The following is a 20,110-nucleotide window of genomic DNA, read 5'->3' on the forward strand; positions in this document are numbered from 1 at the left end:
ATGTTAAACAACCCCATCGAGCAGGATGCCAGATGGACGTTAAAATGAAACCCTTAAGATTATCAAACATGACTGAATCTTTTGCTCAACTCTTTGAAGAATCCCTGAAAGAAATCGAAACCCGTCCTGGTTCCATCGTACGTGGTGTTGTTGTTGCTATTGATAAAGATGTCGTACTGGTTGATGCCGGTCTGAAATCTGAATCTGCCATTCCGGTAGAGCAATTCAAGAACGCACAAGGCGAACTGGAAATTCAGGTTGGTGATGAAGTTGACGTTGCTCTGGACGCTATCGAAGATGGCTTCGGTGAAACGCTGCTTTCTCGCGAAAAAGCTAAACGTCATGAAGCATGGCTGACGCTGGAAAAAGCTTACGAAGAAGCTGCAACTGTTACCGGTATTATCAACGGTAAAGTTAAAGGCGGTTTCACTGTTGAGCTGAACGGCATTCGCGCGTTCCTGCCAGGTTCTCTGGTAGACGTTCGTCCGGTTCGCGACACGCTGCATCTGGAAGGCAAAGAGCTTGAGTTCAAAGTTATCAAGCTGGATCAGAAACGCAACAACGTTGTTGTTTCCCGCCGTGCAGTTATCGAATCTGAAAACAGTGCTGAGCGCGATCAACTGCTGGAAAACCTGCAGGAAGGCATGGAAGTTAAAGGTATCGTTAAGAACCTTACTGACTACGGTGCATTCGTTGATCTGGGCGGTGTTGATGGCCTGCTGCATATCACTGATATGGCTTGGAAACGTGTTAAACACCCAAGCGAAATCGTCAATGTGGGCGACGAAATCACTGTTAAAGTGCTGAAATTCGACCGCGAACGTACCCGTGTGTCTCTGGGTCTGAAACAGCTGGGCGAAGATCCATGGGTCGCTATCGCTAAGCGTTACCCAGAAAGCACGCGTCTGACTGGCCGCGTAACCAACCTGACTGACTACGGCTGCTTCGTTGAAATCGAAGAAGGCGTTGAAGGTCTGGTGCACGTTTCCGAAATGGATTGGACCAACAAAAACATCCACCCATCCAAAGTTGTTAACGTTGGTGATGTAGTGGAAGTAATGGTTCTGGACATCGACGAAGAACGTCGTCGTATCTCTCTGGGCCTGAAACAGTGCAAATCTAACCCATGGCAGCTGTTCGCAGAAACCCACAACAAGGGCGACCGCGTTGAAGGTAAAATCAAGTCTATCACTGACTTTGGTATCTTCATCGGTCTGGACGGCGGCATCGACGGTCTGGTTCACCTGTCCGACATCTCTTGGAACGTGGCTGGCGAAGAAGCCGTTCGCGAATTCAAGAAAGGTGATGAAATCGCCGCTGTTGTTCTGCAGGTTGACGCAGAGCGCGAGCGTATCTCCCTGGGTGTGAAACAACTGTCTGAAGACCCGTTCAATAACTACCTGTCTGTTAACAAGAAAGGTGCTATTGTTACTGGTAAAGTTACAGCAGTTGACGCCAAAGGTGCTACAGTTGAATTAGCAGACGGTGTTGAAGGCTATCTGCGTGCTTCTGACGCTTCTCGTGACCGCGTTGAAGATGCAACTCTGGTATTGAGCGTTGGCGACAGCGTTGAAGCGAAATACACCGGTGTTGATCGTAAAAATCGCGTTGTTAGCCTGTCTGTTCGTGCGAAAGACGAAGCTGACGAGAAAGATGCAATCGCAACTGTTAACAACAAGCCGGAAGAAAACAATTTCTCCAGCGCGATGGCAGAAGCGTTCAAAGCAGCTAAAGGCGAGTAATCACTACGGTGGAATGAGCAACGTAAGTTGCTCATTCTTGTAACGGTAGTCAGTTATCCTGGTTATTGATAACCGCACTTGGAGGAGCTATGACCAAGTCTGAACTTATTGAAAGGCTTGCTGGACAGCAATCTCATATCCCAGCCAAAGTGGTTGAGGATGCAGTGAAAGAAATGCTCGAACAAATGGCTTCTACGCTAGCCGAAGGCGACCGTATTGAAATCCGTGGGTTTGGCAGTTTTTCACTTCACTACCGTGCACCGCGTGTAGGTCGTAATCCGAAAACGGGTGACAAAGTTGAGTTGGAAGGTAAGTACGTCCCTCACTTTAAACCAGGTAAGGAACTCCGCGACCGCGCTAATATTTACGGCTAATCGTTAGTCTTAAATACCAGCCTTATAAAAGCACCCATCTCGGGTGCTTTTTTACATTTATGGCCTATTTTCCTCTCCGACCTTCCACATGATTTGATCTAGTTACTTATTAGAATGCGATCCCACGTAATACGCTTTCCTTTTGGCCCTTCACGTTTCTAAGTGATCGCCAGCACACGAAATATGAATTTTTGATTTTCAACTGCTTGGACGTTGAAGTTTCTAATGTTATTGCCTATTTTTTATTCGGTACATTAACATTTCTAATGCGTTACCTCTAAATAAGGAAAGTGTATGAGTGAAGCGTGTGGCCATTCCGGTAGCATAAGCTGTTCCTGCTGTAGCCCCCTGTGGAAATCGTTTCTCCCCGATACGCCAGTTGAGATCCCTGAGGGGGAGAACAGTCTACATATTGAAACGAAGCTATTCCGTTCCGCACCAAATAAGGATGGGAGCCCTGGAAAAGCTATTCTGACGTTAGAAGATGGGAAGGAAGTTGCAGTTGAGGCCATGGGCATTCGTGACGGACTGGTGGTTGCAACGGGTTCGTATCAGGATGTGAAAGCCAAAATGCCGAAAAACACGTCTGAGCATCAATTATCAGGCAAACAAACGCTGTTGCCGGGGCTGATTGAGCCGCATGTCCACATCACTAGTTCCGCGATGCTTTCTGGTATTGGTAATGATGTTAGCCCGTTTGAAGAGCAAAAATTACGCAAAAGTTATAACCGTAGCTGGGTGATATCCCATCTACAGGAGAAGGCGTTACCGCATAAATCCGATAAATGGCTTATCGGATTTGGTGCTGATCCATCGCTGTTTGTTGATGGAAATAAGGCATTTGATGCTGATGCTCTCGATAAAATCACGACACTCCAACCGGTATTTGTCCTCAATGCCTCGATGCATCTTGCCTATATCAATCATGCGGCGATTAAGTGTGTTAAAGACTATTATGCAGATAAACCCCCCCTTGTCCCACCTATCAGCGAAGACGGTATCCTTAAGGAAATAGTTGGTATCCAGCCAGTGCTAAATGTCATGGTCAGTAGCTACCCTAAAACGGAATTGGCGGTAAAGCTCATTGCATCGATGAGCAAACTGTTTGCTTTGGCGAGTAAACGTGGCGTGACTTATATGCTTGATGCTGGCGTTGAACCCAAAGGGTCTCAGCCGGGCTTCGATCAAGTGAGTTTCCTGGACAAATGGGCTCATCTGCCGATTTGTCCGGTGCGGATAGGTGGTGCGCTGATTGTTACGAGTAGTGAGGATTTTGAAAATAAAGTGGTGAATTATTACTCTCCGGGGTATGGAGATGAACACTTTCACTTGCCGTATATCAAGGTTATTTCAGATGGTTCAAACCAAGGGCTGACGGGGTATCAATCCACTCCGTACTGCTGTAATCACCTCTATGAAAAAACGCCAGGCGTGGATAATGTCGGTGCCTTCAACTTCGATCCATCCACTAATATCAATACGCTGGTGCAGAACGTTGTAGATAAAAACTGGTCATTGATGATTCATACGAATGGCGATGAAGCCATCAGGCTGACCTTAGCGTCTTTTAAACTGGCTGGCGTGACATCAGAGACTTACGAACTGCGGCGGGATCGTTTGGAACATGCCTCCCTGCTCACTGACGATCATCTTGTGGAAATGAAACAGCTCGGTATTTCCCCCAGTTTCTTAATTGGTCATGTGGGGTATTGGGGCTGGGCATTCCAGCAAACCATATTGGGAGAGAAGCGGGCTAATCACCTCGACCGCTGCCAATCCGCGATCAATCACGGGATGAGGATTACGCTACACAGCGATAACGGTGTTACACCGCTTGGCCCACTGCGCATGATGGAACAGGCTATTTCACGCGTGATGGAAGGGGCAACTCAAGAGAAGGCTTCTGCTGTACTGAATGAGAAAGAGCGGATTTCCCGTTTCGCCGCGCTTAAAGCCGCGACCTATGATGCCGCCTGGCAATGTCATGCAGATCAATGGGTCGGATCGTTAGTGGCAGGCAAATGTGCCGATTTTGTGATTCTAGCGGACTCTCCACTGACTTATGAGTCAGCAGATAAAAATAATCCGGTGAAAGATATGCGTGATATTCCGGTTCTGGAAACCTGGAAAGGGGGACGTAAGGTGCACTCAAGCTAACACGGCGATGTTGGCATAATAAAGCCCCGCGTTATCAGCGATCGATAACGCGGGGAACAGATTTACTTATTGTGACGCGCTTTCAGGCGATTGATGATCGTCGCCAGATCTAAATCCTGATCCTGCAACAGCACCAGCAGGTGGTATATCAAATCCGCGGCTTCGTTGGTCAGCTCTTCGCGGTCATGCACCGTTGCTGCTAATGCCGCTTCCAATCCTTCCTCACCGACTTTCTGCGCAATGCGCTTGGTGCCGCTGGCATACAGACGCGCAGTGTAAGAGCTATCCGGGTCAGCATGCTTACGCTCGGCCAGCAGTTGCTCTAACTGATAGAGGAACGTCCAGTCGCTGGCAGCAGGCGAGAAGCAGCTGCTGGTGCCAAGGTGACAGGTTGGTCCTATAGGGTTAACCAGAATCAGCAGGGTGTCGTTATCGCAGTCCGGCGTGATAGAGACGACATTCAGGAAATGGCCGGAAGATTCGCCCTTGGTCCACAAGCGCTGCTTGGTCCGCGAGAAAAACGTGACCTTGCCGCTCTCTTCCGTAGCTTGCAACGCGTCCTGATTCATGTAGCCCAGCATTAACACTTCACCGGACACCGCATGTTGCACGACAACCGGCAACATGCCGTCCGTTTTTTCCCAATCGAGTTGGTTTCGTTGTTCGTCGTTTAGAAAAACTGCTTCGCTTAACACACTCGAATCTCCACACCCTGTTGCTTAAGATATTGTTTCAGCTCGCCAATATTAATAATTTGCTTGTGAAACACCGATGCTGCCAGCGCGCCATCAACGTGGGCGGTTTGGAATGCATCCAGAAAATGTTCCATGGTGCCTGCGCCGCCGGAAGCAATAAGCGGGACATGACAGACATCACGCACCAGATTTAACTGATGTAAATCATAGCCGTTACGCACGCCGTCCTGATTCATCATATTCAGGACAATTTCACCTGCGCCACGTTTTTGCACTTCTTCAACCCATTCTAACGTTTCCCAAGTGGTGACCTTGGTGCGCGCTTCATCACCCGTGTATTGATTCACATGGTAGCGGCCCGTCGCGGCATCGTGCCAGGTATCAATCCCGACGACGATGCACTGCACGCCATAGCGGTCAGCCAGTCGGGTAATCAGCTCAGGGTCGGCCAGCGCTGGTGAGTTGATGGAGATTTTATCCGCGCCGAAAGAGAGGATCTGACCCGCTTCTTCCACGCTTTTAATGCCGCCCGCCACGCAGAAGGGAATATCAATCACTTCTGCGACGCGGGATACCCAGCTTTTATCGACTACACGGCCATCGGAAGAGGCGGTGATATCATAAAAAACCAACTCATCTGCTCCTTCCTGCGCATAGCGCTGCGCCAGTGGCACGATGTCACCGATGATTTCGTGGTTGCGGAACTGTACACCTTTGACGACCTGACCGTTACGTACGTCCAGACAGGGGATTATCCGTTTTGCCAGCATGAAATAGCCTCCGCGACGTTGAATTTACCTTCCAGCAGTGCACGACCCACGATCACGCCCTGCACACCGCTGCCGCGCAAATTGGCGATATCCGTCAAGTTGCCGATGCCGCCGGATGCCTGAAAGGCAATTTGCGGGTAGCGCTGGCTGATTTCACGATAGAGCTCGACGTTGGAGCCGCTCAGCGTACCGTCACGAGAAATGTCAGTGCACAGCACATGTTTCAGACCAAACGGCAGATATTGTTCGACGACCTGCTCAAGCGTGGCGTTTGAATTTTCCTGCCAGCCGCTGATAGCGACGAACTTCGTGCCGTTGGCGTCGATTCGCACGTCCAGCGCCAGCACCAGCGCTTCTGCGCCGTAGCGGGTGAACCATTGCTGAACGAGCTCCGGCTGCTTAACGGCGGTGGAGCCGATGACGACACGGCTGGCTCCGGCTTTTAATAACGCTTCCACGTCCTGTTCGGTGCGGATACCGCCGCCAATCTGAACGGGGACCGTAACGCCAGCCAACAGCGTCGTTAATAGCGGAATCTGGCGGGCAGAGGGATCTTTTGCACCGGTCAAATCCACCAGATGCAGCACACCTGCACCTTGTTGCTGGTAATCCTGCAAGCGGGGGAGCGGATCGCTGCCGTACTGGCGCTGTTGGCCATAATCACCCTGATGTAGACGGACAACCTGTCCATCAATCAGATCTAATGCGGGAATAATCATGACGCTCTACATCTCCAGAAAGTTTTTCAGCAGTTGCGCGCCGGCGGCACCCGAACGCTCAGGGTGGAACTGCACGCCAAAGAAGTTATCTTTTTCCAGCGCGGCGGTGAAGGCTTCGCCGTAGTTGGCTTGGGCAATCGTATTTTCGCAGACCGGCATGGCATAGCTGTGAACGAAATAGAAATAGGCACCGTCATCGATATCGCGGAACAAACGATGTCCTGCCTTCGGAATGACCTGATTCCAGCCCATATGCGGCAGCGGTAAGCCGTGGTCAACCATCTTTTTCACCGGCGAATCAACAATGCCGAGCGTGGGAATGCCGCCATTTTCGTCGCTGTTTGTGCCCAATAACTGCATACCAAGGCAAATACCGAGCACCGGCTGTGTACAGGCCTTGATCAACGTAATCAGGTTGCGCTCTTCCAGTTGATTCATCGCGGCCTGCGCGGTACCAACGCCCGGCAGAAACAGCTTGTCCGCTTGCAGGACAATCTCTGCCTCGCGGCTCACAACGGGCGTATACCCCAACCGCTGCACGGCGTAGGTCACCGAAGAGAGATTAGCGCAGCCGGTATCAAGAATGACGACCTTCATCAGAGCACTCCTTTCGAGCTCGGCAGCGTATCACCCTCGACGCGGATTGCCTGACGCAGCGTGCGCCCGAAGACTTTGAACAGGCTTTCTACACGGTGATGATCGTTACGCCCTTTAGTTTTCAGGTGCAGCGTACAGGCCATGGAATAAGACAGTGAACGGAAGAAGTGTTCGACCATTTCTGTACTCAGGTCGCCAACGCGCTGGTAGCTGAATTCCGCTTTGTATTCCAGATGCGGACGGCCTGAAATATCCAGCGCACAGCGTGCCAGACACTCATCCATCGGCAGAACAAAGCCAAAGCGGCCAATGCCGCGTTTGTCGCCCAGCGCTTTATTCAGGGCTTCGCCCAGCGCCAGACCGGTATCTTCTACCGTGTGGTGATCGTCGATATATAGATCGCCTTTCACTTCAATGTTCATGCGGAACCCGCCGTGGGTGGCGATTTGATCCAACATGTGATCGAAGAAGCCGACGCCGGTGTTGATTTTGCTGCCACCTTCCTGATCCAGCCAGACGTTCACATCAATCGCGGTTTCACGCGTGACGCGGTTGACGTGCGCATGGCGGTCACGCTTGGTCAACTGGTTGGTAATCGCTTGCCAGTTTAGCCCGCCACGTTGATAGAGCAGCCCAGTTATGCCCATGTTTTGCGCTAGTTGAATATCGGTCTGGCGGTCACCGATGACGTAGCTATTCGCCACATCCATCAGGCCGTTGTTCAAATAGGCAGTCACCAGCTCGGTCTTGGGCTTGCGACAGGTGCAGTTATCCGCGGGTAAATGTGGGCAGATCAGCACTTGCTCAAAACGGATGCCCTGCGATGTCAGAATCTGCATCATCAGGTTGTGCGGTGGATCGAAGGTTTCCTGCGGAAAACTATCGGTTCCCAACCCATCCTGATTCGTAATCATCACCAGCGTATAACCGGCTTTTTGCAGCGCCAGCAGCGAGGGAATGACATCTGGTTCCAGCGCCAGTTTATCCAGACGGTCAACCTGAAAATCTTCAGGCGGTTCAGCAATCAATGTTCCGTCACGGTCGATAAAGAGGTATTTCTGGCCCACGTGAGCTCCTTAAAATTAAGCGTTGATGCCCGGCAATGATTGTAATGCAGCAACAACGCGTTCACATTCGTAGCGGTTGCCGATAGTAATGCGCAAACAGCCTGCGAGGCTCGGTTGCTTATTTTGGTCACGCAGAATAATGCCTTGATCCCACAGCGTTTTAAATACAGAGGGGGAGGCGGTAAAGCGCACCAGCAGATAGTTACTCTCGCTGGGGAAGATTTCTTCAATGCAGGGAATGTCTTTTAAGGCATCGCTCAGCCAGCGGCGAGCGGAGGTAATTTCCTCAACATTCGCCTTCATTTTAGCGATCCCTTCGTGACTCAGCGCCTGCGCGGCGATATCGGCCACTGGGGTGGACAGCGGGTAAGGGGCAATCACCTTCAGCAGAAGCTGAATCACTTCAGGGTTTGCCAGCGTGAAGCCACAGCGCAATCCGGCGAGTGAGAAGGCTTTGGACAAGGTACGCAGAATCACCAAATGTGGGAATTCGTCCAGCCAGACCGAGGTGGTCGCCTGCGGACAGAATTCAATGTAGGCTTCATCAATAACGACCAGCGCTTTTCCCTGTGCCAGCGTGAGCAACTGACGCAAATCCTCCCGTGCAATCAGGTTGCCGGTTGGGTTGTTCGGGCTACATACGTAAATGACCTTAGTGCCGTCCAACTGTGCTTCAATCGCGTCGAGATCCAACTGCCAGTCTGATTTGCTGGCTACGGTGCGGCGTTCCACGCCAAATGTCTCGGCGCTGACGGCGTACATGCCGTAGGTTGGTGGACAAAACAGGATGGCATCTTTTCCCGGTTCGCAGAACGCGCGGATAAGCAGCTCGATACCTTCGTCGGCACCGCGGCTGACCAGAACCTGCTCCGGTGTTACGCCAGCATACTCGGCGTAACGGCTGATCACCGTGACTGGCTGGCATTCCGGGTAGCGGTTCAGCGTCTGTGACGTTAACTGAAATGCTGGTGCTTCAGGGTATTCATTGGCATTCAGCCAGACATCGCCGTTACCGCCCAGACGACGGGCAGATTGGTACGGCGTCAGCGCACGGACATTGGCGCGTGCCAGTTCTTCAATGCTGCTCATGCTTGCTCCTTCAGTGCTGCAACACGCAGGGTAACGGCGTTTTTGTGGGCGGTCAGCTGTTCGGCCTGTGCCAATATTTCGATGGTCGGCGCCAGTTGCAGTAACCCTTGCGGCGTGAGCTGCTGTACGGTCATGCGTTTCTGGAAATCGGCCAGACCCAGGCTTGAATAGGTCGAGGTATAGCCATAGGTCGGCAGAACATGGTTAGTGCCGGAGGCGTAATCGCCCGCGGATTCTGGTGACCAGTCGCCAAGGAAAACTGAACCCGCGCTGGTGATGCTATCAACCAGTGATTCGGCGTCGCGCGTCTGGATGATCAGGTGCTCTGGACCATATTGATTGCTGATTTCAATGCACTGTGCCAAATCACGCGCAACGATGACGCGGCTGCTGGCAAGCGCCTGACGCGCGATGTCCGCACGGGACAATTGCGTGAGCTGTTCTTCAACGGCGTCCGCCACGGCCTTAGCCATTGCTGCGTCAGGCGTGAGCAGAATGACCTGTGAATCCGGACCGTGCTCTGCCTGCGACAACAGGTCGGAGGCGACAAACGCGGGCGTCGCGCCGCTGTCAGCGATCACTAATACTTCGGATGGCCCTGCGGGCATATCAATGGCTGCGCCATCGAGCTGCTGGCTAACCTGACGCTTGGCTTCCGTGACGTACGCGTTGCCGGGGCCAAAGATTTTATCCACTTTCGGCACGCTTTCTGTGCCAAATGCCATCGCAGCAATCGCTTGAGCCCCTCCGAGCTGAAAGACTTCTTTGATGCCGCACAGCTGTGCGGCATACAGAATTTCATCGGCAATCGGCGGCGGTGAGCACAACACCACGCGACCGCAGCCAGCGATGCGTGAAGGCGTTCCCAGCATCAGCACGGTTGACGGCAGCGGGGCAGAGCCCCCAGGAATATACAGCCCGACGGTTGCGATGGGGCGCGTGAGCTGCTGGCAACGTACGCCTGGCTGCGTTTCAATATCGACAATCGGCAGCTTTTGTGCGTTGTGGAATGTCTCGATATTACGTACGGCGATCGCCATCGCCTGTTTTACCTCATCGCCCAGACGGGCGGAGGCGGCAGCGATCTCAGCCTCGGTGACGCGAATCGCATTCACCTGAACCTTATCGAACTGCGCGCTGTAGTCGCGTAAGGCGTTATCACCACGGCTTTTCACGTTTGCCAGAATATCGCTCACGACGGCGGTAATGCGTTCTGACGCGGAAATCGCCGGACGAGTCAGTAGCTGACGCTGTTCTTCTACTGAACAGCGCTGCCAGTCAACGAGCGTGCTAAAGCTGCCAGTGCTTTTGGTGTTGTCAGCCATCGTCATCACTCCATCATTTTTTCAATGGGCAGGACCAGAATGGAGCTGGCACCTAATGATTTCAGCTTCTCCATGGTTTCCCAGAACAGCGTTTCGCTACTGACCATGTGCATGGCAACACGACGCTGATCGCCGGCCAGCGGCAGAATGGTTGGGCGCTCAGCACCAGGCAACAGAGCAATGATTTCGTCCAGACGCTCGCTGGGCGCGTGCAGCATGATGTATTTTGACTCACGCGCCTGAATCACGCCTTGCATACGGGTCAGTAGCTTATCGATTAGCTGTTGTTTCTCTGCTGGCATTTCGCCGTCGCGCTGAATCAGGCAGGCCTTGGAACGGTAAATGACTTCGACTTCGCGCAGGCCGTTGGCTTCCAGCGTTGCACCGGTTGATACCAGATCGCAGATAGCATCGGCCAGACCGGCACGCGGTGCTACTTCGACGGAACCGTTGAGCAGACAGGATTTGAAATTGACAGATTGTCTGTCGAGATATTGTTTGAGCAGGTGAGGATAAGAGGTGGCGATACGTTTGTTTTGCAGACATTCAGGGCCAGTATAGGCTTCGTCCAGCGGCATTGCCAGCGACAGGCGGCAACCGCCGAAATCCAGACGGCGCAGCGTGAAGTAACGCGGATCTTCACCCTGTGCACGACGGTTTAACAGCTCTTCCTCCAGCACGTTTTCGCCGATGATGCCCAGATCGACCACGCCATCCATGACCAGACCGGGGATATCGTCATCGCGTACGCGCAGGATATCAATCGGCATATTTTCTGCGAACGCGATCAGACGCTGTTGCTGTAAGTTGATTTTGATCCCGCAGCGCGCCAGCAGTTCGCGTGAATCGTCGCTCAGGCGGCCTGACTTCTGCATTGCTATCCGTAAACGTGTTTTATCCAGCATGGAAACCTCATTAACCTGTCAAATTTAAAATTTTTAGAAACATTGGGCCATAAAAAAACCCTCGGAAGGTGATCTTCCGAGGGCTCTCTTTGTATTCTGCGCCACTGGAAGATCTGAATGTCTTCCAGCACCAACTGCCCGAAAGACTAATCAGGATGATGGTGATGATGGTGGTTAAACAGAACGCATGTCATAAGATGTCTCTTTGTTGTGTCAGTGTTTATTAAATCAATAACGATTTCTGCCGAATAACCTAAACCATGTTCGGGCTGTTGTGCAACATTTTTTTAGCAGATGTGGGAAGTTCGTTTTGCTTGAGTGATGTGCCAGCATAATCGCGCTGGATATCCGCTTTTGATAGGCAGAAAAGACTACGGAATCGGACAGGCATCCGTAGCGGTGGGCGTCAAAGCCGTTTACTCTGTAGGCGTGCATGATGTTAATTAACAGGCTCCTTGCAGGGGAGAACGGCTGATGAAAAAAGTATCGATTGTGGGATTGGGCTGGTTGGGTATGCCGCTAGCTCTGGCGCTGAATGGGCACGGCTACCACGTGACAGGGACGAAAACCACTCAGGATGGCATAGAAGCAGCGCGAATGAGCGGCATTGAGTGCTATCAACTGGCGCTGACACCTGAATTGGAATGCGACGCAGACGAGCTTAGCGCATTACTACAGGTTGACGTATTGATCGTGACCTTGCCCGCCAGCCGAACGGCGGAAGGCGGGGAAGGGTATGCACAAGCGGTACAGCAGTTGGTGAATATGGCGCGCGTGTTTCATGTCCCGCGTATTATCTTCACCAGTTCAACCTCGGTTTATGGCGATAGCAGCGGCACGGCAAAAGAAAACTCGCCGCTACAGCCGACGACGGTAGCGGGGAAAACGCTGGTTTCCCTCGAACAGTGGTTGCAGCATCTACCTGATACCTCCGTGGATATCTTGCGTCTTGCAGGGCTGGTCGGTGGTGAACGCCATCCTGGACGTTTCCTTGCGGGCAAAACCAATCTGCCGCGTGGTAATCATGGCGTGAATCTGGTACATCAGGAAGATGTGCTGGCGGCGATCCTGTTGCTGCTTAAGCTTCCGAACGGCGGGCATATCTATAATTTGTGTGCGCCAGAACATCCTGCCAGACAGGATTTTTACCCTGAACAGGCGCGCAGATTGCACCTGTCTCCGCCGCAGTTTGCGCCCGTAACCGACAGCGATCAGGGGAAGATTGTTGATGGGCAGCGAATCTGCCATGAACTCGGGTTTGAGTATCAGTACCCTAATCCCTCAATGATGCCGCTGAATGAAGGTTTGTAGCGCTAACGGCAATGCGTTCTGGCTTGTTTGCCACGATTTTTGATACCGCTATAGGGTTTCTGATACGCCCGGATGCACGCGATGCCATCCGGGCGTGAGTCGCTAAAACGACGTCCAGTCGCTTTCTGATGACACGGCTTTTTTGTCTGCCGTTGACACCTGTTTTGGCAGCGCGTGGCGTGACGCAGAGGATGATGCCCGCGCGCCTGCGCGGTTATCAGATTGAGACACGCGGAAGTGCTCGAGCAACTTCTCTAACAATACAGCCTGTTCTTCCAGCGAGTTGGCGGAAATGGAGGATTCCATTACCAGCGAGGCGTTCTGCTGAGTGGTGGTGTCCAGTTCACTGATTGCCTGTGCGATTTGCCCAATTCCCCGGCTCTGTTCTTCCGAAGCAGATGAAATTTCCCCCATGATGTCGTTCACGCGAGAAACGGAATCGACGATTTGCTCCATGGTTTCTCCAGCAACCGCCACAAGATGGCTGCCCGCATTGGTGCGCTCGACGGACTCTGAGATCAACGCTTCGATGTCTTTAGCCGCCTGAGAGCTGCGCTGCGACAAACTGCGTACTTCGCCTGCTACCACGGCAAAACCGCGCCCTTGTTCACCGGCGCGCGCGGCTTCTACGGCGGCGTTCAGTGCAAGAATGTTGGTCTGGAAAGCAATGCTATTGATGACGGTGGTGATATCGGCAATTTTTTTAGAACTGGCTGCGATGTTGTCCATGGTCGTCACAACCTGTTTCACGACTTCGCCGCCTTTCAGCGCATTCTTGGAGGCATCGGCAGCGATCTGGCTGGCATGTTTAGCATTATCGGCGTTGTTTTTCACCGTTGATGTCAGTTCTTCCATGCTGGATGCGGTTTCAACGACGGCAGCCGACTGCTGTTCGGTACGTGATGAAAGATCGCTATTGCCCGTGGCAATTTTACTTGCCGACTGGCTAACGCTACCGACGCTGTCCCGCACTTCGGAGATAACGTGGCGCAACTGCTCATTCATCGTTCCCATGGCCATGGTGAGTCGGCCGAGTTCATCGTGACGATCGGTCTGAATTGTCGTCGTCAGGTCACCACTGGCAATACGTTCCGCCAGCGCCAGGTTATGGATGATGGGGCGGGTAATAATCCGGGTGATGTAGATCGAAATAATGATACCGATGATGACGGCGATGAGACCGATAATCATGGTAATGGTGGCAGAGTTATAGGCCAGCTCATCGTTTTTCGCTTTGATAATGGCCGTCAGTGCGTTGATGTCGGCACTGCTTTTCGTTCCTGCTCTCATGACCAGATATTCTGCTTTTTTCACGTCATCGAAAGCGGTGTAATAGTCTGCGTTAATCTGTTGATATTGCTTGATGTAATTGCGTAATGCGTCAGCCTGACCTTTCAGATCGGCAGGTAAAATCGGTAAGGCCTGATAGGCTGATTCCGTTTCCGCATAACGGTTATTCAGTGCAGTGACGGTTTTCTCATCTTTTGTTATTTGCAGCTCATAACTCAGCTTTTGCACTTCACTTAACAAGAAAGCGAGTCTACTAATCGCGTAATAGGCATCATTATCGGGGAATGAACTGGTGCTATGAATGGTCTGTGCAACAGGTTCCAGCGTGGCTTGTGCATGGAGTTGATTTATTTTTCCCTGAATAGCAACCGCTTTTTGTGTTGCAACAGACATTGCGGATACCGATGTCTGAAAGCCTTCTAAGTTTTCTTTTAAGCTGTTGATGTGGCCTAACTCATCGGTGCTCCAGGCCAGCGTTTTTGCACTGTCTGTTAAGTCTGTCGCGCTTTTAACGAATTTCGCCAGAATATCTTTTGTCTTTTCATCAGGGGCGTAGAAATATTTAACACGATTTATTTTTGCCTGAAACACCTCAATATTGATGCTGTAAATAAGATTGGTTTTCTCATAGATATCTTTGATGTCTTTAAATCTTTTTGTACTAAGCGATGAGGCAACAATAACGAGTAATAAAATAATGCCAAATCCCGCATACAGTTTATGTGCGATTTTTGTGTTACGGATTCGACTGGCAAGATTCTGCATTATAACTCTCCATGTAGGACGATTTATTAGTAATAATGATCACGATTTTATTGCTAACGATTATTTCACGGTTAATAACGATGTCATGTTTCACGACGGTTTCATTGCTAGCTACTATGAGTTATCGGGCTTTCTTATCGCGATGTTAGTGCCAGAGTAGGGGATAATAACATTTTGTGATGGATATCAAGGCGGGCTGTGCAAATGCACAGTGTTTTATGGGGATACATCCAAAACAACGTAGCTTACTGATTATTTAACGATTTATTGATCATTGAATTCAGCCCTGACGTCATATCAGGGCTGAAGGATCTAATGTTAGAACGTTGTCCAGCCTGAATCCTGCGACTGTTTTGATGCAGGTGGCAGGCGTTTCTGCTGTGGCGGCAAACCGGAGAGATTTGCTTTGGGTTTGCGCCCCTCTTGATCGGACAGGCGGAAGTTCGCCACCATACTTTCGAGTATTGCAGACTGTTCTTCCAGCGAGTTAGCGGAGATTGAGGATTCCATTACCAGCGCCGCATTCTGCTGCGTGGTGGTATCAAGCTCGCTGATGGCGCGAGAAATTTGCTCAATACCGCGGCTTTGCTCATCGGAGGCGGAGGCGATTTCCCCCATGATGTCGTTAACCCGCGAGACAGACGAGACAATCTGATCCATCGCGGTTCCCGCGTTTGCCACCAACTGCGTGCCGACATTGATACGGGATACTGACTCAGATATCAGAGTAGCGATTTCTTTCGCCGCTTGAGAGGTGCGTTGAGAAAGCGTCCGTACCTCGCTGGCAACCACGGCGAATCCACGGCCTTGCTCCCCAGCTCGAGCGGCCTCTACGGCGGCGTTAAGCGCCAGAATATTGGTCTGGAAAGCAATGCTGTTGATAACGGCGGTGATATCGGCAATCTTTCGTGAGCTGTCTGAAATCCCTGACATGGTATCCACTACATCGCGTACCACTTCGCCGCCTTTGTGCGCATTTTGCGAGGCTTCAGTACTGATTTGGCTCGCTTGTTTGGCGTTTTCGGCGTTGTTTTTCACGGTCGACGTCAGTTCTTCCATGCTGGCGGCAGTTTCTACCACAGCGGCAGACTGCTGCTCGGTGCGCGAGGAGAGGTCGCTGTTACCTGCGGCAATCTTGGCCGCAGAGGTGGACACGCTGTCCACGCTGTCGCGCACATCGCTGATCATATGGCGCAGCTTCTCGTTCATTCTTCCCATGGCGGACGTTAGCTGACCCAATTCATCATCGCGGTCAGCCACGATCGTTGACGTCAGATCGCCTGCGGCGATTTTTTCCGCCAGAGAAAGGTTGTGAATCACGGGGCGGGTGATTTGGCGGGTAATCAGCAGCGAAATGATAATGCCGATCACGACGGCGATGAGGCCAATGATCATCGTGATGGTAGCGGAACCGTATGCCAGTGCATCATTCTTCTCTTTGACGATAGCGATAAGCGCTTTAATAGAGGCGCTGCTTTTATCCCCGCCGACCTTCACGCCGTCTTCGGCTTTTTTCAGATTGTTGACGCTCTGGAAGTAGTCAGCGTTGAGCTTTTTATAGCTGGTGACATAGCTCCGCAGGCCCTCTGCGGCGACCTGCTGTTCAGGCGTCAGTGCCGCAGTGGCGGCCTGGTAGTTGCTGTCAAAGCGACCAAAAGCCTCATCGAGCTTCTTCGCGGCATCGGCATTTTGCTTAAGCTGCAACTCATAGGATAACTGCTTGAGTTCTGAAACCTGCGTTGCCAAATCTTCAGCCTGATATTGCGTTGCGCTATCAGAAGGCTGCTGGCGCAGTTTGGTGTAAAAATCCGCGGTAATGTTTTGCCCGTTGGCGGCGCTGATTTTGTCGCGATTTTCTACCACGCGCTGCGTGGATTTCCCCATCTCGGTGATCGCGTTCTGGAATTCGGTCAGGTTCTGGCCGAGATCGTTGACGAGGGGAGCGCCTTCCGGACTCCATGAGAGCGTTTTCGCTTCAGTGGTTAACTCTGAAGCATGTTTAACGAAGCCTGCCATAGTTTCACGTGACTTCTCTTCATACGAGTAAAAATACTTCAGGCGATTTATTTTGGCCTGAAAGACTTCGATGTTGATGTTGTAAATAAGATTGGTTTTTTCATAGATATCACGAATTTCTCTGAAGCGACCTGCGCTCAGTAGCGATGCAATGATGACCAGTAGCAAGATCACCCCAAACCCAAGATACAACTTTTGGGATATTTTAAGATTTCTGATTTTTTTGGCTAAGAACATGACGTCTCTCCGGGGATGAATTACTGGTGTCGGGTAACGAATTAATAGCGATATGACCCATAATGCTTATCGGATTTATAGTGGTTTTTTTTAGTGTGAGTGAAGAAACGAATAATAATTTGTGAGGCTTCTCTCGTATTGTTGGACAATTGCACTGCAAGCGCTGGTCGAATTACCAATCTGCGTTACGGTAACCGCTGTAGAGATAAATACAGGGAACTATGATTATTTTTAAAAACTTGAGAAGGAACGGGGTAATTTAGAATTTTTTTTTGAAATATAAGCAGGGTAAAAATAACGAATGGTTAAGTTTTGAATTAATAGAGGTAAGATGCACTGAGTAGTGCATGACGTTATTACGTTAGCGGATTTTTATCTCAATTTTTATCGTACATTGTTGTCTGACTGTGCCGAATGCCCTATGACGGCTAATCTCACCGTCATAGGATAGGGGGGCTAGTGGGTGCTTTTGGTACGATACAGCCGACGTGGGTGACCAATCTTGCCGTAACGCATTTCGATGTCGAGGAACTGGTTTTCAACGCAGAACTCCAGATAGCGACGCGCCGTCGTTTTACTGAGCCCCGTTTTTTCGACGATTTCATCGACAGAGTAGAGCGTATCGCCGCCATCGTTGGCAAAAATCTGCTTGATCAACCCCAGCGTGTTCTCTTCAATGCCTTTTGCTGATGAGGAGGAGGCAGAGCCGGACGATTGCAGCTGATAGAGAATATCGACGTTTTGCTGATCGACAATTTTGTAGGTGTGCTGAGTTTTTACGAATTGAATAAATCGCTCCAGCGAAGAGCGCAGCCGTGGGTAGGAGAGCGGTTTGATAATGTAGTCAAAGGCCCCGCAGCGAATCGCCTGAGCGCAGGTATTCATATCGCTGGCGGCGGTAATAAAGATGACGGAACAATCCATCCCTTTGAGCAGTTGGCTTTCAATCAGCGAAACCCCTTCGCCGTCAGGCAAATAGTTATCCAGCAGGATCAGGCGTGGCCTGTGCTGCTGAAGGAGCTTTTTGGCTTCAAAAAGCGTAGCGGCAATCCCGACGACACGCAGATTGAAATGTTTCTCAATAAATTCAGCATGAATATTTGCCAGCTTACTTTCATCTTCAACGATTAAGACATCGAAATGTTCAGTGTGCTGCATGGTGTGAATCCCTGTTAGTCTCTGAATTATAAAATAGTGTGTCCGTTATACCTCAAGCGGCCTGTGCGTTGTTCAATACGCTGCCGCTCAAATTATTGGGGGGACATCGGAATAAATAGGGAAAATATGCTGCCCTTCGGCTGGTTGGCCGAGACTTCGATCATTCCCTGAGCCTGATTGACGTAACTGGCGACCAAATGCAGCCCCAGCCCGTGATCGCCCTGTGTTTTACTGGTCACGCCCATTTCAAACAGGCTATCGGCAATGGCGGGATCGATACCCGTTCCCTGATCGGCGACTTCGATGACCAGCTCTTGGTCGCTGTTATAGATGTACACCTCGACAGGATAATGTGGCGCAGTGGTGGCTAATGTGGCTTCCATCGCGTTATCCAGCAAATTACCAATGATGGACATCAGTTCCGTTTCACTCAGCGCAGGTGGAATGTGGGTGAGCTGGCAGCGCGGGTCGAAAACAATCTCAATGCCTTTTTCCCGTGCCGTCGCGTACTTGCCCAGTAGCAGCCCACACAGAGCGGGCGAACAGAAGCGACGCGAAACAAAATCCAGCACCACCTGCGCGCTTTCCGACTGCGCCTCAATATATCTGATGGCTTCGTCATAGCGTTTTAGATGCAGGAGCCCAGCTAGTGTCGCGGTCCAGTTCAACTGCTCATGACGCAGAATGCGCAGGCTATTCGCGTAACGTTTCACCTGACTGAGCTGCATGCTAAGCGTGTGAATATCATTTTTACTGCGGAAGCTGATGACCCAGCCCTGAAGCTCATCCTCCAGCATGATCCGCACCCGGCTGGCAATCACGGTGGCGTGGTTAAACCGGCAGATCTCATCGTGGGTGTCGCTGTTCCACATGGCCTCGCCGGAGAAGAAGGGGACGGGTTTAATGACGGTATCAATCGGCTTGCCACGCAACAGATAGGAAGGTTCGTTCAGCCCGAGGATTTCTTTGGCGGCATGGTTAATGGCGGCAATGCGGTGCTGCTTATCGATGGCGATCACCCCTTCGTAGATCGATTCGAGCAGCGCCTTCTGCTGCCTGACCAGCATACGAATCTCAAGAGGTTCGAGGCCAAACATCTGTTTCTTCAGATTACGCGAGAACCACCAGGAAAAGATAAACAGCGCGACAAACATCGCCAGAATCGCCAGCAGGATATGCGCCAGTTTACTGAACGTCAGGTTGTCGATATGGGTTTTCAGATAGCCGACGGAGACAATACCAATAACCTGACCATCAGCCACAATCGGTGCTTTGCTGCGCAGTGAGATGCCAATGCCGCCCCGGCGCACGGTGATAGTGCTTTTCCCGGCGAGTACCTCAACGTTATCACCGCCCACCATTTGCGTACCAACAAGACTGGCATCTTCAGAATGAAACAGGTGATGCGCCTGATCATCCCCGATCACGATATAGCTGGCGTCGCTGCGCAGCTTCAATTGTTGAAGGAGCGTGCTGATCTGCTTGATGTCTTTATGCTTCACCGACTCAATCAAGGACGGGATGATGGCGATTTCTCTGGCCTGTACCTGCGCTCGAGTACCCAGCTCGGAATACAGCTGCTTATCGATATCGTGGTAATAATAAATACCCGTCATTAGAAGTAACGAAGAGAAGAAGACGATCAAATAGATAAATAATTTGATATGAAAGGAAAGTCTTACTCTCATGATGTGCGGTAACCTGCCGGTGAACGAAAAATAGCTGATGAATTTATCACGAATGGTAATAAGAATGGACTGAGAGGAAAAAACTTGTGAGCAATAACACGTTTAAATAGGTTGTCACCAATACGATGGCAGTAATAAACAGATAAAATTAAACGCATCTGTTTTCTTTAATAAACAACTTAATTACGTTTTATCAACATAGTCA

At 51.0% G+C, this 20,110-nt stretch carries 16 protein-coding genes and 1 other annotated feature; of the genes, 4 read left to right on the forward strand and 12 right to left on the reverse strand.

Features of this window, described 5'->3' with window-relative positions:
- The first annotated feature begins 44 nt into the window (after positions 1-44).
- The 3 genes from rpsA to EIP93_RS09860 all read left to right on the forward strand — a co-directional run bounded on the left by rpsA (position 45) and on the right by EIP93_RS09860 (position 4,273).
- Positions 45-1,742, forward strand: a complete 1,698-nt coding sequence (gene rpsA, locus EIP93_RS09850) for a 30S ribosomal protein S1 (RefSeq protein ID WP_180744587.1) — start codon at positions 45-47, stop codon at positions 1,740-1,742.
- A gap of 89 nt (positions 1,743-1,831) precedes the next feature.
- Positions 1,832-2,116 carry an integration host factor subunit beta gene (gene ihfB / locus EIP93_RS09855; protein ID WP_005967571.1) on the forward strand — a complete coding sequence of 95 codons (285 nt, stop codon included), beginning with the start codon at positions 1,832-1,834 and terminating at the stop codon, positions 2,114-2,116.
- Between the two features lie 294 nt (positions 2,117-2,410).
- Positions 2,411-4,273, forward strand: a complete 1,863-nt coding sequence (locus EIP93_RS09860; protein ID WP_125232647.1) for an amidohydrolase — start codon at positions 2,411-2,413, stop codon at positions 4,271-4,273.
- A 62-nt stretch (positions 4,274-4,335) separates the two neighbouring features.
- On the opposite strand, the gene hisIE is transcribed toward EIP93_RS09860, so the two are convergent.
- The 8 genes from hisIE to hisG are packed head-to-tail and all read right to left on the reverse strand — an operon-like array spanning position 4,336 to position 11,440.
- Positions 4,336-4,968 (reverse strand): bifunctional phosphoribosyl-AMP cyclohydrolase/phosphoribosyl-ATP diphosphatase HisIE, encoded by a 633-nt coding sequence (hisIE, locus tag EIP93_RS09865; RefSeq protein WP_103860890.1) that lies wholly within the window; start codon positions 4,966-4,968, stop codon positions 4,336-4,338.
- The gene (gene hisF / locus EIP93_RS09870) at positions 4,962-5,738 is read right to left on the reverse strand and encodes an imidazole glycerol phosphate synthase subunit HisF (RefSeq protein WP_010301049.1); all 777 of its coding nucleotides are present in this window, start codon (positions 5,736-5,738) and stop codon (positions 4,962-4,964) included. The genes hisIE and hisF overlap by 7 nt, the downstream gene beginning before the upstream one ends.
- Positions 5,720-6,457 carry a 1-(5-phosphoribosyl)-5-[(5-phosphoribosylamino)methylideneamino]imidazole-4-carboxamide isomerase gene (hisA, locus tag EIP93_RS09875; RefSeq protein WP_010301046.1) on the reverse strand — a complete coding sequence of 246 codons (738 nt, stop codon included), beginning with the start codon at positions 6,455-6,457 and terminating at the stop codon, positions 5,720-5,722. Before hisA ends, hisF begins: the two co-directional genes overlap by 19 nt.
- Positions 6,458-6,463: 6 nt before the next feature.
- On the reverse strand, positions 6,464-7,054 hold the full coding sequence (gene hisH, locus EIP93_RS09880) for an imidazole glycerol phosphate synthase subunit HisH (protein ID WP_125232648.1): 591 nt from the start codon (positions 7,052-7,054) through the stop codon (positions 6,464-6,466).
- Entirely contained in the window at positions 7,054-8,121 is a 1,068-nt protein-coding gene (gene hisB, locus EIP93_RS09885; RefSeq protein WP_010277147.1) for a bifunctional histidinol-phosphatase/imidazoleglycerol-phosphate dehydratase HisB, read from the reverse strand. Before hisB ends, hisH begins: the two co-directional genes overlap by 1 nt.
- Before the next feature lie 15 nt (positions 8,122-8,136).
- A complete protein-coding gene (hisC, locus tag EIP93_RS09890; RefSeq protein WP_103940565.1) occupies positions 8,137-9,210 on the reverse strand; it encodes a histidinol-phosphate transaminase in 1,074 nt (357 codons plus the stop codon).
- Entirely contained in the window at positions 9,207-10,535 is a 1,329-nt protein-coding gene (gene hisD / locus EIP93_RS09895) for a histidinol dehydrogenase (RefSeq protein ID WP_107333715.1), read from the reverse strand. The genes hisC and hisD overlap by 4 nt, the downstream gene beginning before the upstream one ends.
- 5 nt (positions 10,536-10,540) lie before the next feature.
- Complete coding sequence (hisG, locus tag EIP93_RS09900) at positions 10,541-11,440, reverse strand: ATP phosphoribosyltransferase (RefSeq protein ID WP_044204795.1); 900 nt, start codon at positions 11,438-11,440, stop codon at positions 10,541-10,543.
- A gap of 49 nt (positions 11,441-11,489) precedes the next feature.
- Positions 11,490-11,611, reverse strand: a sequence feature (His leader region).
- A gap of 303 nt (positions 11,612-11,914) precedes the next feature.
- Here hisG and EIP93_RS09910 point away from each other — a divergent pair.
- Positions 11,915-12,751 (forward strand): SDR family oxidoreductase, encoded by an 837-nt coding sequence (locus EIP93_RS09910; protein ID WP_125232649.1) that lies wholly within the window; start codon positions 11,915-11,917, stop codon positions 12,749-12,751.
- 102 nt (positions 12,752-12,853) lie between these two features.
- Here the strand turns inward: EIP93_RS09910 and EIP93_RS09915 are convergent, their stop codons facing one another.
- The 4 genes from EIP93_RS09915 to EIP93_RS09930 form a co-directional block, all read right to left on the reverse strand.
- Positions 12,854-14,806: a methyl-accepting chemotaxis protein gene (locus tag EIP93_RS09915; RefSeq protein WP_125232650.1), complete on the reverse strand. Its 1,953-nt coding sequence runs from the start codon at positions 14,804-14,806 to the stop codon at positions 12,854-12,856.
- A 318-nt stretch (positions 14,807-15,124) separates the two neighbouring features.
- Positions 15,125-17,059, reverse strand: coding sequence for a methyl-accepting chemotaxis protein (locus tag EIP93_RS09920; RefSeq protein WP_109225609.1), 1,935 nt, complete (start codon positions 17,057-17,059; stop codon positions 15,125-15,127).
- Between the two features lie 456 nt (positions 17,060-17,515).
- Positions 17,516-18,217 carry a response regulator gene (locus EIP93_RS09925; protein WP_103940557.1) on the reverse strand — a complete coding sequence of 234 codons (702 nt, stop codon included), beginning with the start codon at positions 18,215-18,217 and terminating at the stop codon, positions 17,516-17,518.
- Between the two features lie 92 nt (positions 18,218-18,309).
- Positions 18,310-19,905 (reverse strand): ATP-binding protein, encoded by a 1,596-nt coding sequence (locus tag EIP93_RS09930; protein WP_125232651.1) that lies wholly within the window; start codon positions 19,903-19,905, stop codon positions 18,310-18,312.
- Between the last annotated feature and the right edge of the window lie 205 nt (positions 19,906-20,110).

The sequence above is a fragment of the Pectobacterium versatile genome, assembly GCF_003932035.1.
Lineage (GTDB): Bacteria > Pseudomonadota > Gammaproteobacteria > Enterobacterales > Enterobacteriaceae > Pectobacterium > Pectobacterium versatile.